Annotated in this window: 10 protein-coding genes and 1 rRNA gene; 9 read left to right on the top strand and 2 right to left on the bottom strand. The window is 46.7% G+C overall.

Annotated features, from left to right (window positions below):
* Window positions 1–4 precede the first annotated feature (4 nt).
* Entirely contained in the window at window positions 5–733 is a 729-nt protein-coding gene (gene hisA / locus VNM22_13910; GenBank protein ID HWP48254.1) for a 1-(5-phosphoribosyl)-5-[(5-phosphoribosylamino)methylideneamino]imidazole-4-carboxamide isomerase, read from the top strand.
* Window positions 734–861: 128 nt separating this feature from the next.
* A complete protein-coding gene (hisF, locus tag VNM22_13905; protein ID HWP48253.1) occupies window positions 862–1,647 on the top strand; it encodes an imidazole glycerol phosphate synthase subunit HisF in 786 nt (261 codons plus the stop codon).
* A gap of 30 nt (window positions 1,648–1,677) precedes the next feature.
* Here the strand turns inward: hisF and VNM22_13900 are convergent, their stop codons facing one another.
* A complete protein-coding gene (locus VNM22_13900; GenBank protein ID HWP48252.1) occupies window positions 1,678–2,436 on the bottom strand; it encodes an EI24 domain-containing protein in 759 nt (252 codons plus the stop codon).
* A 279-nt stretch (window positions 2,437–2,715) separates the two neighbouring features.
* On the opposite strand from VNM22_13900, the gene VNM22_13895 reads away from it, so the two are divergent.
* The 6 genes from VNM22_13895 to VNM22_13870 all read left to right on the top strand — a co-directional run bounded on the left by VNM22_13895 (window position 2,716) and on the right by VNM22_13870 (window position 12,872).
* Window positions 2,716–4,413, top strand: coding sequence for a PAS domain S-box protein (locus VNM22_13895; protein HWP48251.1), 1,698 nt, complete (start codon window positions 2,716–2,718; stop codon window positions 4,411–4,413).
* 5 nt (window positions 4,414–4,418) lie between these two features.
* On the top strand, window positions 4,419–6,194 hold the full coding sequence (locus VNM22_13890) for an EAL domain-containing protein (protein ID HWP48250.1): 1,776 nt from the start codon (window positions 4,419–4,421) through the stop codon (window positions 6,192–6,194).
* Window positions 6,195–6,607: 413 nt separating this feature from the next.
* A complete protein-coding gene (locus VNM22_13885; GenBank protein HWP48249.1) occupies window positions 6,608–8,551 on the top strand; it encodes a LecA/PA-IL family lectin in 1,944 nt (647 codons plus the stop codon).
* A 106-nt stretch (window positions 8,552–8,657) separates the two neighbouring features.
* On the top strand, window positions 8,658–8,849 hold the full coding sequence (gene rpmB / locus VNM22_13880) for a 50S ribosomal protein L28 (GenBank protein ID HWP48248.1): 192 nt from the start codon (window positions 8,658–8,660) through the stop codon (window positions 8,847–8,849).
* Between the two features lie 218 nt (window positions 8,850–9,067).
* Window positions 9,068–11,986, top strand: coding sequence for an excinuclease ABC subunit UvrA (gene uvrA, locus VNM22_13875; protein HWP48247.1), 2,919 nt, complete (start codon window positions 9,068–9,070; stop codon window positions 11,984–11,986).
* A gap of 106 nt (window positions 11,987–12,092) precedes the next feature.
* The gene (locus VNM22_13870) at window positions 12,093–12,872 is read left to right on the top strand and encodes an enoyl-CoA hydratase-related protein (protein HWP48246.1); all 780 of its coding nucleotides are present in this window, start codon (window positions 12,093–12,095) and stop codon (window positions 12,870–12,872) included.
* On the opposite strand, the gene VNM22_13865 is transcribed toward VNM22_13870, so the two are convergent.
* Entirely contained in the window at window positions 12,857–14,464 is a 1,608-nt protein-coding gene (locus tag VNM22_13865) for an AAA family ATPase (GenBank protein HWP48245.1), read from the bottom strand. The genes VNM22_13870 and VNM22_13865 overlap by 16 nt on opposite strands.
* Window positions 14,465–14,783: 319 nt before the next feature.
* On the opposite strand from VNM22_13865, the gene VNM22_13860 reads away from it, so the two are divergent.
* Window positions 14,784–14,890: ribosomal RNA gene (locus VNM22_13860) — 16S ribosomal RNA — on the top strand; the annotation flags it as partial.

Raw genomic sequence — 14,890 nt, 5'->3', positions numbered from 1 at the left:
GAAGATGGAGATTATCCCTGCCATTGATTTGCACCAGGGGAAGTGCGTGCGCCTTACCCAGGGGAAGTTAAACCAGGAGACCGTATTTAGTGAAGATCCACCGGCTATGGCGAAACATTGGGAAGACCAGGGCGCCGGGCTTTTACATGTGGTTGATCTGGACGGAGCCTTTAGGGGCGAACCTCAAAATTTGGAAGTTGTTCGTGAAATAGCCGAATCCGTTTCGATACCTATTCAATTGGGCGGAGGACTTCGAACTTTAAAAGCCATCGAACAGGCCCTTATGGCCGGTGCCAGACGGGTTATTCTGGGGACTATAGCCTTTCAACAACCTGACTTTGTCAAAGAAGCCTGCCGGGCTTTCCCGGGAAATATTCTGGTCGGAATCGATGCCCGGGATGGAAAAGTCTCCATCCAAGGCTGGAGGGAAGTAACCGAATTAAAGGCTACCGACCTGGTCCGGCTACTTGAAGACAGCCCCATCGAAGCAATCATTTACACAGATACCCAACGAGATGGGATGCTCACAGGACCCAATTTGAACGGTCTTCGAACTATCGTCCTGGGTAGCCACAAACCTGTTATTGCTTCCGGAGGTATCTCGACCCTGGAAGATATCCAAAGGCTGTTGCCCTTCCAGGATATGGGGGTTATCGGAGCTATTGTCGGAAAAGCTTTATATCTTCATAATTTTAACCTGGCCGAAGCCATTAAACTTGCCAGGGGAAAATAAAAACCAAAAGAATAGAAGGAGGCAAAGGGATAAAAGCCTATCCTGAGCTTTGATGAAGGGGCAAAAAGTAAAAAGGATTCTAAGGAACCTCCTGGTTTGCCTTTTGCCCATGACCTTCAGAATTTAGTATGCTCACCAAACGTATTATCCCCTGCTTGGATGTTAAAGCCGGACGTGTAGTGAAAGGGGTTAAATTCCTTAACCTCAGGGACGCAGGAGATCCGGTGGAAATTGCAAAAATCTATGATCAACAGGGAGCCGATGAACTGACCTTTTTGGATATCACTGCCTCCTACGAAAAGAGAGAGATCATGATCGACGTGGTACGAAGAACGGCCGCGGAAGTATTCATGCCCCTTACTGTAGGGGGGGGAATTAAAAAAGTAGAGGATATCCGCAATCTCCTGAGAGCCGGAGCCGACAAAGTCTCTATCAATACAGCGGCCGTCTTAACCCCCGAGATCATTCGAGAAGGGGCTGAACGGTTTGGTTCTCAATGTATCGTCGTGGCTATCGATGCCAGACGCCGTACCTCCCCTCCCACCAGATCCTCTGAACCGACGGAAAGTTGGGAAGTTTATATTCACGGTGGAAGAACTCCTGCAGGGCTCGATGTTCTGGAATGGGCTTGCCAGGTTGAAGAACTCGGAGCTGGTGAGATCCTTTTAACCAGTATGGATCAAGACGGAACCAAACAGGGTTACGATATCCCCTTAACCCGGGCGGTATCTGAAGCCGTTCGTATTCCGGTAATTGCCTCGGGGGGAGTCGGAAATCTCCAACATCTCTACGAAGGACTGACCGCAGGAAAAGCCGATGCAGTTCTGGCTGCTTCTATTTTTCACTTCCGGGAATATACTATCCCGGAGGCTAAGGCCTACCTCCACCAACGGGGGGTTCACGTAAGAATCTAACATTGAGTAGGGGTGGGAGGCCTCCCACCCTTACTCCTTTACCGTCTTTTCCATCTCCTGGAGATAAAGCAAGGTTCCGCCCACAACAGAAATCGGAATACAAATAAAATTGAGCAGAGGAACCAGAAGAATCAGAAAAACGCCCAGGCCGAATCCAAGGGTCAGCTCCTTGTAATCCCAGATAATCCTGAGTTTCTGCCGGAAAGAGTAACGCCTACGACTCAACGGATAGCTCAAAAACTCGAAAGCCAGAAATATCCATATCCATAAGGTATTTAATCCTGTCCCAAGCCCGGGAACAAAATTAAGAAAAAACATACCAAATCCCACAAAAGCAAAAAAGGTTATCTCTTTGAGATTCTCGATCAAATCTAATGAAACGCGACGAAGACGATGAAAAACACCAGGAAAAAAATTCCCACGCCTTTCCTCAAAATCTTTAATCCTCCCCAAAAGGATCTGTTCGGTTTTTTCTGAAAGTACTTCGTTGAAAGGCGCTGCAACAAGGGTTCCGACTATTGTAAAAGTAAAAACAATGATCAAAATCAGTAACAACCCCAATAACCCCAGGGACAGGTAGAATAATAAAGACCAGTACCAGGCTTCTCCCCGGTGGGTGATCTGATTGAGAAAAATCTCTCCATAATGCCAGCTTAAATACCCTACCAGGCTAAACACAAGGACGTTAATGATAAAGGGAATCAGAACATACTTTAGCAGGATAGGATGGGCTTTAATAAACGTAGCTCCCCGAAGGACATACGTAAGTCCGCGAACAAAATGAAACATATCTCCTCATGGGCCTTCACAATTTCTCGGTAAAACAGTCAAATACCTACTTTCTAGAAGAGATTTTAGATGCCAGGAGGAGTTCTGTCAAGGAAGTGCCTCCAACCCGGAGGATCATCAAAACAAAAAACTTGACATTTGTCAAAATCTTCCCCTATAGTGGTGGGACTAAAACGGAGGGATAAACTAAAAAATTTAGGAATAGGGTAGGAGTAGGGGTAGGAGGCCTCCCACCCCTACTCCTACCCGAAGGATCATCTTGAAATCAGGAACAAACAGATGACTGCAGGACAAAGTGAAGGATATTTTCGAACCTTAATGGAAAGTATCCTGGATATTGTTATCGTCTTAAATAAAGACGAAACGATCTTCTATGTAAATCCTTCCATTGAGCGGGTATTGGGGTATAAACCCGAAGAGGTCATCGGGCGGAATGTCTTTGACTTCATTCACTTTAAGGATATAGCCCGTGTTAAAGATGCTTTCCATCAGGTAATCCAGGATTCGGATCATGCAATTTCCTGGGAATTTTGTTTTCATCACAAAAATGGGTCCTGGCGGATACTTGAAGCCATGGGGAGAAATCTCTCTAATAAGAATCCTGCAGTCTCGGGGATTATCGCCAGTTGTCGTGATATTACCGAACGTAAACAAGCCGAGGAAAAGATGTATCAGCAAAATGAGTATCTGATTACGCTCCATGAGACGACCCTGGCCGAGCGTAAGCGAGTGGAAGAGGAACTGAGAAAGGCCCATGACAATTTGGAAATAAGGGTTAAGGAACGTACAACCGAGCTTGCCAAAGTTAATGAAGAGTTACGAGCTGAAATCTTAGAGCGCAAGCGTATAGAAGAAGCCTTACGGATCCTGGAAAAAGCAGTTGAAACCATCCAATTGGGGGTTACCATTACCAATCCAGAGGGAAAAATTCTTTATACAAATCCCGCCGAAGCAACCATGCACGGTTATACGGTAGAAGAACTGATAGGTAAGAACGCCAGAATCTTTGCCCCTTCTGAGTTCTGGAAGCCCATGGGACCGGAACAGGTAAAACAGAGGAAACACTGGAGACGCGAAACGGTTAACGTACGAAAAGATGGGAGCATTTTCCCGGTCCAACTGGTATCGGATTTAGTCAGGGATGCTTTAGGAAACCCCATTGCCATCTTTACCATTTGCGAAGATATTACCGAGCGTAAGCAGGCAGAGGAAGAATTGAAAACCTTTGCTGCAAAGTTGGAGCAAAAAACCCGGGAACTCCACGAAGCCCTTGAAAAAGAAAAAGAACTTGGAGAACTGAAATCCCGATTTGTTTCCATGGCCTCCCATGAATTCCGTACCCCTTTGGCCTCTATTCTGGCCGCCAGTGATATCCTCAAACGTTACGGGGATAAAATGACCCCCGAACAAAAAATGGAACGCTTGAATAAAATCCAAGCTGAAATCAAGCATATGACCCGACTGTTGGAGGATATCCTCGTCCTCGGTAAAGGAGAAGCCGGGAAATTGGAATTCAATCCCCTCTCACTGAACCTGAGAAAATTCTGCCAGGACCTTGTCCATGAGGTTGAAATAACAACCCAAACCCGGCATGCATTTATCTTTTCTTATCAGGTACCCTACGAAGAAGCCCTTCTGGATGAAAAACTCATGCGACATATTATCACCAACTTGCTCTCCAATGCAGTTAAATATTCGCCCGCAGGGGGTTCCATCTATTTCACCGTATCAGGTGAAAAGGATGCGATTATCTTCCAGGTCAAAGATCAAGGTATCGGAATTCCTGAAGAAGACCAAAAACGGTTATTTGAACCCTTTCACCGGGCTAAGAATGTCGGGAACATTTCCGGTACCGGACTCGGTCTGGCCATTATTAAAAAAGCCGTCGATTTACATGGTGGGACGATCCGTGTGGATAGTAAAGTAGGCCTTGGTACAACCTTTACTATTACCATCCCGGTCGATGAAAGGAATTAATAGCCATGAAAAGGATTCTTGTCATTGAGGATACGCAATCTGTGCGTGAGGAGATTATTACCATCCTTGGTTTTGAGGGTTTTAAGACCCTAGAGGCAGAAAACGGTTTGACCGGGATCCAATTGGCCCGAAAGTATCTCCCTGACTTGATTATCTGCGATGTGATGATGCCAGGACTCGATGGCTATGGCGTACTCACTGAATTACGAAAAGATTCCACGACCGCCCTTATTCCGTTCATTTTTTTAACAGCCAAAGCGTCCAGGGAAGATATACGCCAGGGAATGAATATCGGTGCAGATGATTATCTGACCAAGCCCTTTACCGCCGAGGAGCTGATCACGGCGATTAAAACCCGACTGGAAAGGCAGACCACCGTGGCCAAACATTATATTGGTGAAATTAAACTGGCCGAACAACAACTCAGTCATTTTATGGATTGGACCAAACAACAGCTTAACCAGGCTACCTATTACCACAGTCTAACCGGACTGCCCAATCAACTCCTCCTGTACGAGCGATTGGCCCAAATCATCCAGACAAATCGTAGTGGACGGTTGATCGGAGTTTTGGTAATCAATCTGGACCGCTTTAAAAACATCAACTATGCCCTAGGCCGCGATACGGGCGATCTGTTGCTCAAGACGATCGCCGAGCGACTGAAGAGCTCCTTGAAAGAAAGTGATCTGGTATTTCACCTGCAAGGAGATGAATTTGCCATCCTTCTACCGGACCTTGCCCATAAGCAAGTTGCCGTTGCAGCCGCCTTAAAACTTCTCCAAACCATTAAACAACCCATTTCACTGCAGGGTTATCAGCTCCATATCACAGCCAGTATCGGAATTAGTTTATATCCCATCCATAGCGAGGAGGTAAAAACCCTCGTCACCTGTGCTGAAACTGCTATGGATTACGCCAAAGAACAGGGACGTAATACCTATCAATTCTATGATGTAGCCACTAAGACCCGGATTTTCGATAACTTAACATTGGAAAATAACCTGTACCAGGCCCTTAAACACAATGAACTGGTCCTTTACTACCAACCCTGGGTAGATCTCAAAACCGGTCAGATCGGTGGAATGGAAGCCTTGATACGCTGGCAACATCCGGAGTTAGGAGTAATTCCTGCAGATAAGTTTATCCCCCTGGCCGAAGAAACGGGACTGATTGTTCCCATTGGAGAATGGGTACTGCAAAAGGCTTGCACCCAAAACAAGGCCTGGCAAAAGATGGGTTTTATACCTCTCTGTGTAGCCGTGAATTTCTCAGGGCGAACCCTGCAACAACAAAATCTGGTTCAAATGATCCATGAAGAACTAGAGAAAATTGGACTTGAACCCCACTATTTAGAACTGGAACTTACCGAAAGTGTTGTGGTAAAAACTCTTGAGGCTAACTCTACTATCCTGAATGAATTAAAAGCCTTAGGAATAGGAATTGCCATTGACGATTTCGGCACGGGGTATTCCTCCCTGACCTATTTGAAAAGCCTGCCGGTGAATGCCCTCAAAATCGATCAATCTTTTGTACGGAATATAACCACCAATTCCAACGATGCCGCCATTGCCATGGCCATTATTCGGATGGCCCACAGCCTCGGCCTTCAGGTTATTGCCGAAGGAGTCGAAACAAAAGAACAGGTAGATTTTTTGCACTCGCAGGGATGCGATGGGATCCAGGGCTACTTTTTTAGTAAACCCTTATCTACAGAAGAATTCACCCAATTTTTACAAGAACAACGACGGCTGATTATCACGACAACTTTCCGGGTAGAATAACCCTATTTTCAGGCTGATCTCCTCCAGAAGCTGGGGGGCCTCCACCCCGAGAAACTTATCCCTCTCCTGGAATTCCCTACCCCCTTATGGATTAAGATGAAATGCCCGATATGACTGCTTTCCTTTAGGGAGATATTTTTAAATTCTCTAGAAAAATTTATTAACGTTTATTAATTATATTGAAAATTATAAAAAACTAATATTAATTGTGGGGTAAGAGTTATAGAACAGGATGATTTCAAGGATCAGATCCATCAAAAGGAAGTCATCAAAACGAGTCTGGAACCAAAGATCGGAAACTCCCCTGAGTCTGGACAAGGGAGGTTCAAACTCTTGACTTTAGAGTTTCCGGAGTCTATCTTAGGACTTTATAAACTGGTTTTCCAGGCTCATTTTCCGGGGTGGAGGGAGATATGTTTAAGCCGTCTAATCCAAGATCTATTAAGCAATTATCTACATCGGAAGACGCGGGTCTACAAAAACGCACCGGGGTTCGGGCAAAAAGAACCGAAGGATCTCCCGGCAGAAAGCTAAAGATCCGCTGGGTAAGGGGTACGGAGGCTCAAAGTGCCCAAAGAACCCGACGGGGTCCTTCTTCACTAAAGGCTCCGGTTTCAGAGTCCTTAGCGGGATCACCTACAGAAGCTGCAGAGAGGTTCTTATCCCAAAATCGCGAACTTTTGGGCCTTGCCGATGAGCCGGGTGAATTAAAGATGAAGGACTGCGTGGAGAGTAAAGGGGCTACCCATATTCGCTTTCAGCAGACCTACGAAGGATTGCCCGTCCATGGTGGGGAAGTCTCCGTCCATTTAGACCATCTTAACCGGGTCCAGATGGTCAACGGAGAATACCTTTCCAAGGTTAGCTTACCCCGGCGGGTTCGAGGAGCAGGTCCCATTACCAAAGCAGAAGCCATTGAAGCAGCAATCCAGGATTTAGGTCCGGATACGACCCTCAAGGGAAGTGCTTCGGCCGAAATGATTATCTATCCGGTACAGAACCAATATGTGAAAGCCTATAAGGTAACCTTTCCTGCCAGTAAACCGCTGGGTGATTGGGTCTATTTCGTCAATGCCGAGAACGGGAAAGTAATAGACAGTTATAATGCCATGCGGTTTGAAGCACCCCGAGGAAGTATCTATAATTCCAGCCCCAAACACGGTGAGGTTCAGATTGTTGAGCTGAATCGTCTGGACAATTCAGGGAAGTTACAAGGATCCTTTGTCAAAGTGGAGAATGCCCTGGGTGAGGAAGCCCGCTCCACAAACGGGGAGTTCATTTATGAACCCGATAATCCCCATTTTGATGAAGTTATGGCCTACTTCCATGTGGATAAAGTCCATGTTTACTTTACTAATTTAGGCTTTAAGGCCTCAGACGATCCTATTCAAGCCAACGTTCATGTACCTGACCCGGAGACTAAGGACCCCGATTATGATAATGCCTATTTTAGCCCTGAGACCCATCAGATTTACTTTGGGCATGGAAAAAAAATGAATGATCTGGCCAAAGAATCGGCGGTTATTTATCATGAATATACCCATTCCCTCATCGAACATATTCGGCCCGAAATAGAAGGGGCTGAAGGAGCGGCTTTACATGAAGGGTATGCAGATTATTTTGCCTGCTCCATAACCGATGATCCCCTCATCGGCGAGTATGCCGTCCAGAAGCTTGGCTTAAAAGCTTTCAGAGATCTCACCAGTAACAAAAAGTATCCAGATGATTATAAAGAAGGGGATGAAAATGCCCATGAGAATGGAGAAATATGGGGTGCAAGTTGTTGGGACTTACGGGAGTTATTGGGAGCACGGGTTGCCGATTTACTCGTTTATGAGAGTCTTCACTACCTGCCCAAAACCCCTAAATTTGAAGATGCTTATGAAGGAATCCGTCAGGCGGATACCGCGCTTTACAACGGAACCCATCTTCCTCAGATCGAAAATTTGTTTTCCCATCGAGGAATCGCCAGTACGACCCCTACCCCACAACCCCCTGAGATCAAGGAACAAAAACTCTTCATTCGCAGTAACCAGGCCTGGACCAGTACCGGCATTACCGTTAAGAAAGGACAAGAAATCTCTATTGCAGCCACGGGTAAAATCATTTATGATGATAAAGGGAACTCTTGCGGCCCCGATGGAGCTTCCTGGACGGATACCCGAGATAAGGAAGATCCCCTTTATACAAAACCCCACGCCGGTTTGATTGCCCGGGTCGGCGTTACCGGTACTCCTTTTTTCGTTGGCAGTAAATTCAAAGCCAAAATGAATGTTGAGGGAACCTTATATTTAGGAATCAATGACGCCTGGTACAAAGGCAACAGTGGACAGTTTTCGGTAACCATTAAATACTAATCTATGGTCCGTTGTTTGTTACCGCCCTCTGGGAAAAACTTGGGTTGTTTAGTGAGAACTATACCGGTTACAAACAACGGGCAACGGCAACAGAGAAAAATAAACTATGCGTGTGTGTGAAATTTGTGGAAAAGGCCCCGCCTACGGTCATACCATCAGCCATGCCCATAATGTGACCAAGCGAAGATGGAATCCGAATCTGCAACGGGTAAGGGTCAAGATAAACGGAACCCACAAACGTATTCGGGTTTGTACACGATGTATACGAAGTGGTCGGATTCAGAAGGTGGTTTCTTAACCCATACCCTGGGTTGTTCAAGATCCGGGGATCACCGCCCGATGGGATGGGTTGATAACCTATCCATGGGTCGCGGGATCAACCCCATCTCCTTCAACGACTGCTTTGTAAAGTTACCTTTGATCTGTAAAAGCCGTCCTTGCAGGCCCTTGGAAGGGCTTGCAAGGATACAGTTCCTGTTGTTTTAGCCACATTAAACCTGGAAGGTTATCCATGTTATGTCTTCAACGGAAATTATCATCCGAGGAGCCAGGGAGCATAATCTCAAAAACATTGACCTCACGATACCTCGGGACAAGTTGGTGGTCATTACAGGGCTAAGCGGCTCCGGGAAATCTTCTTTAGCCTTCGATACCCTCTATGCCGAAGGGCAACGACGGTATGTAGAGTCCCTTTCCTCCTATGCCAGGCAATTCCTGGAACAGATGGAAAAACCTGAAGTAGAATCCATCGAAGGATTATCCCCGGCCATCTCCATCGAGCAGAAGACGGTCAGCAAAAATCCTCGATCAACCGTTGCCACCACCACAGAGATTTACGATTATCTCCGTCTGCTTTTTTCCAGAGTAGGTACCCCTCACTGCTGGCAATGTGGGCGAGAGATTACTTCCCAGACGGTTCAACAGATGGTAGATCGCATTCTGGAATTACCTTCCGGAACCAAGGTCCAAATCCTGGCTCCTATAGTTCGAGGTCGAAAAGGAGAATATCGTCAAATTTTTGAAACTCTTCGAAAGGAAGGATATATTCGGGTTCGGGTAGACGGGACCATTCGAGAACTGGAAGAGAAGATAGAGCTGGACAAAAACAAGAAGCATGACATCGAGGTAGTGGTAGATCGCCTGGTTATCCGAGAAGGAATCGCACAACGGACCGCAGATTCCCTGGAAACGGCCTTGAAGCTGGCCGATGGAATTGTCTTGGTTAACGTCTTGGGAGGTCAGGATCTGCTCTTTAGCGAAAAACTGGCCTGTATTGACTGCGGAATCAGTTATCCGGAGATGGCTCCCCGTATGTTTTCCTTTAACAGTCCCTATGGAGCCTGCCCGGACTGCGATGGTCTTGGGATCAAGATGGAACTGGATCCGGATTTACTGATACCGGATAAAACAAAATCCCTTCGGCAAGGAGCCATTGCCCCATGGGAAGGAAGCAGCTCGACCTATTTGTATCAAATGCTAGACGCCCTGGCCCATCATTACCATTTCAGCCTGGACACCCCTTTTCAGGATCTTCCCGAGCAGGTTCAGCAAGTGATCCTCTACGGCTCCGGAGAGGAAGAAATTCTGTTTACCTACCAGAGCGATCATCGTAAGTATTCTTACCGGGCGAAATACGAAGGAATCATCGGGGAGATGATGCGGCGCTACAAAGAAACTTCATCGGATTATTCTCGGGAAAGCATCGAAGTCTACATGAGTACGCGCCTGTGTACTACCTGTGGAGGGAACCGACTAAAAAAAGAGAGCCTTTCCATCAAGATCAACGGAATGGCTATTTCAGACTTTACCCGACTTTCCATCAAAGAAGCATGGGATACCCTTTCCAGATTATCCTTCACGCCCCAGCAAATGAAAATTGCGGAGCCCATCCTGAAGGAAATTCGAAATCGATTGGGATTTCTTATGAAAGTAGGCCTGGCCTACCTGACCCTGGATCGACCGTCGGCCACCCTGTCCGGGGGAGAGGGTCAACGCATTCGCCTGGCAACTCAAATCGGCTCCGGCCTGGTCGGTGTCCTCTATATCCTGGACGAACCGAGCATTGGACTACACCAGCGAGATAACCAAAAGCTTTTGGAAACCTTAAAAGATTTAAAGGAATTAGGGAATACGGTCCTGGTGGTAGAACACGACGAAGAAACCATCCTGGCTGCGGACTATGTCATAGATCTTGGACCCGGAGCGGGTAAACAGGGGGGCTATGTGGTAGCCTGCGGAACCCCGGCAGACATCATGGCCAATCCCAATTCTCTGACGGGTCGTTACCTCAAGGGAGAGTTATCCATTCCCATTCCTAAAACCAGGCGCCCGGTCAGAACGGGTAATGGACAAGAGCCCGAGGGAAAGATAAAAGGCAAAAGACGGAAGGCAGGAAGGGAAGGGCAACCGACCCTGGACCCTGAACTGCAGACCCCCCCTCAGGGACAATGGTTGACCATCGTCGGAGCTCGAGAGCATAATCTTAAAAATATAACGGTGGAAATTCCGTTGGGGGTTATAACGTGCATCACCGGGGTTTCTGGGTCCGGGAAAAGTACCCTCATCACAGAGATTTTGTATAAAGAATTGGCCCATCGGTTTTACCGGACCAAGGAACGAGGAGGAGAACACGACAAAATCTTAGGATGGGAGTATATCAACAAAGTGATCGATATTGATCAGAGTCCGATCGGCCGAACGCCGCGATCGAATCCGGCGACCTACACAGGAGCTTTCAGCCTGATTCGGGAACTCTTCGCCCAAGTTCCCGAGGCCCGTATGCGGGGATATAAACCGGGACGGTTTAGTTTTAACGTCAAGGGAGGCCGATGCGAAGCCTGTCAGGGAGATGGGGTTATCAAAATCGAAATGCATTTCCTTCCCGATGTCTATGTAACCTGTGAGGTTTGTAAAGGTCAGCGATACAATCGGGAGACTTTGGAGATCAAATACAAAGGAAAGACCATTGCCGACGTGCTGGATATGACCGTTGCCGAAGCCCTGGATTTTCTGGAGAATATCCCGGGAATTCGAAAAAAATTACAGACCCTCTACGATGTGGGATTGGACTATATTCACTTAGGGCAACCGGCCACCACCCTCTCAGGGGGAGAAGCCCAGCGTATCAAACTTGCCAAGGAATTAAGCCGACAGGATACCGGCCGTACCCTTTATATTCTAGACGAACCTACGACGGGTCTTCATTTTGAGGATATCAAGAAGTTACTGGGAGTCCTCAATCGCCTGGCCGATGCCGGCAATACCATAGTAATTATCGAACACAACCTGGAAGTGATCAAAAGTGCCGACTATATTATCGACCTTGGCCCGGAAGGGGGAGATGAAGGGGGATATGTAATAGCCACGGGAACCCCAGAAGAGGTAGCCAAGGTTGAAAAATCCTACACCGGGCAGTTTTTAAGGAAAATTCTCTAATTTGTCTGGGATTGACAGTAGGAAAGTGGGATGGGAAGATCCCGAGATTATTGGATCCCGGCTCCCCTCCCACTGCCTTCCCAGGACCAACTCTAGCCCATACCCCATGCCGAAAGATATCCTCATCGCAAATCAAGACGGAATCATTCTCCTTACCTTTAATCGCCCGACCAAAATGAATGCCCTGAGCATGAATCTCTGCACAGAAGTCTTAGAAGTACTGGAATCCCTCAAGAACGATTCCACGGCTCGGGTCTTGATCATTACCGGAGCCGGAGACAAAGCATTCTCAGCCGGTGCGGATCTTCAAGAACGAAAAACCATGACCCTGGATCAGGTGAAACAGCATAACCGAAAGATATTTGGAATAGCCTTTGAGTTAGAGAATCTGCCTATTCCGGTTATCGCTGCCATAAACGGTTATGCCCTCGCCGGAGGCTTAGAAGTCTGTCTGGCCTGCGATCTGCGGATCGCCTCCGAACAGGCTCAGATGGGTTTACCTGAAACCACCCTGGGCATCATTCCAGCCGGTGGAGGGACCCAACGGCTTCCCAGACTTATCGGAAAGACCCGAGCAAAGGAGCTTATCTTTACAGGACGACGCATAAGTGCTGCCGAGGCAGAACGTATCGGGTTGGTTAATAAAGTGGTTCCGCAAGATTTACTCAGGAAAGAAGTTTTGGAACTGGCTCAGGTTATTAAAGGAAATGCCCCTCTGGCCATTCGAGGCGCTAAACTGGCTATCAATACAGGATGTGAAGCCGATATACAGACGGGTTTTATCCTGGAAAGACAAATTCAATATAGCCTCTATGCCAGTAAGGATTGGCAAGAAGGATTAACCGCTTTTAATGAAAAGAGGAAACCCATCTACCGTGGAGAATAGCTTTCAGGGTTGATCCAGTCCCGGATAATTTCCAGGAGTTGTTTCTCCCAGTCTTGAGAGGTATCCAGGATGCTCACATAGGCCTGTTCGAACTCCGTAAAGGGTTCTGCCATCCTTTGTTGGTAGGCCAGCAGGGAAGCTTTAGCTTCAGAAATGTCTTGAGTACGAGCCTGAAGGCGCTGACGAAGTACTCCCAAAGGAGCCGTACAATAAAAAATCCTGAGGGGAATTCCGTAAGTTTTAGCCTGGCTGATGACCGCAGATCTATATTCTTGACGATCATACTTCGCATCCAGTACAACCGTTAATCCCTGTCGGGCCAGAAAAATACCCAATTCCAACATACGGGCATAGGTTTGGCGGGTCATTTCCGGCGTATATATGCCGGTTTCATATTCTCCTGAAGCCGTTCCCTTTTCATAAAGGGGAATTCCGGCTATGTGTTTACGAATGGCATCGGAGCGAAGGTGGATGGCTCCGGTTTTCTGAGCTAACCAACGGGCTACCGTGGTTTTACCTGAACCAGAGAGACCGGACATCAAAACCAGGGAACCCGGTCGAGGTTGGGTGTAGGACCAGGCTAATTTACAGTAAGCTGCCGCACGCCGTTGAGCCTGCTCCTTTTCTTCAGGAGGAATGTCCGGATCGTCCAGTAAAAATGAGGAAACCTCAGCCCGAATAGAAGCCCGCAAACTGCAATAGAACGGTAATAGTACGGCTCCCCAGTAGTCTCCGGTATGTTCTAAATAAGTATTGAGAAAGACATTGGCCAGATCCCTGCGACCTTGAAAATCTAGATCCATCACCATAAAGGCAATTTCATACATCCCATCGATGTTACGGAATTTCTCATTGAACTCAATACAATCAAAAATCTGGATCTGGTCTTCATAGAGACAAACATTATTCAAATGTAGGTCTCCATGGCACTCTCGAATTTTCCCCTGTTCCTGGCGTTGACGGAACCAATCTACATGCTCACCGAGAAATCGATCCATAAAAGCCCGGGTTTGTTGAAATTGACTTGAAGTCTGGATACGATCCAGGTAAGGAATCAGAGCCGTATAGTTCTCTTCCACAACGGCACGAATCATCTCTGGAGAGCCAAATCGCCCAACTTCCTCATCGGTACGTGCAGAAAGATGGAAGGAGGCTACACATTCTCCCAAAGCTCGCATATGGTCGGCTGACAGCTTTCCCTTCGCCAACATACGGCTAAATAAAGCGTCCTGGGAAAATTGGCGCATTTGTACCGTATATTCTACAATATCTGCCATGGAAGATTCCAGAGTTGGGAGCAAACGGAATGGAACGGGATGTTGGTGGGGAACTGCGGCAATGGGCAAAACCGCCAGATAAAGCTGAGGAGACAATCGTCGATTCAACCTCAGTTCCTCCTGACAAAAATGTCGGCGTTGCTCCAAAGTTGAAAAATCTAGAAAGCCAAAATTAACAGGTTTCTTGATTTTATAGGCATACTCCCCCGTTAATAACACATAGGAGATATGCGTTTGAATCAGTTGAATGGGTTCAACGACCGGATGAAAATAAAACTCCGGTTGTAACATGCATTGAATTAAAGGAGGAAACATTTCTCTTTTACTTTACCATTTTTTATCCTTTTTATCAAAGGATAAACAGGAGAAATTAAGCATTTTTTTGCAGGGTTATATTCTTCTCCTCATTGGGAAAAAACCCTCCAAATGGTTCAATAGTAGCTATCAAAAGTAGGGTTTTAATTTTCTTGTTTTTTATTCCATAAAGTTGATAGAAACTGTTGACAAAAATTATAAACAGATAATACATTGGTAATGTTCTCATTTTAAATAAAATTTGTTCTTTGACATAGGAGCAGGTTGATGGGAGGGATCAACCGGAGTCAACCTGAGAGTTTCAAAGTTTTAAGAAGTAATTACGGAGAGTTTGATCCTGGCTCAGAACGAACGCTTGCGGCGTGCCTAACACATGCAAGTCGAGCGAGAACGGGAGGCAACTCCCTAGTAAAGCGGCAGACGGGT

This window comes from Candidatus Limnocylindrales bacterium (genome assembly GCA_035559535.1).
In the GTDB taxonomy this organism is placed as follows: domain Bacteria; phylum Moduliflexota; class Moduliflexia; order Moduliflexales; family JAUQPW01; genus JAUQPW01.
This window is presented reverse-complemented; position numbering and strand designations above follow the sequence as displayed.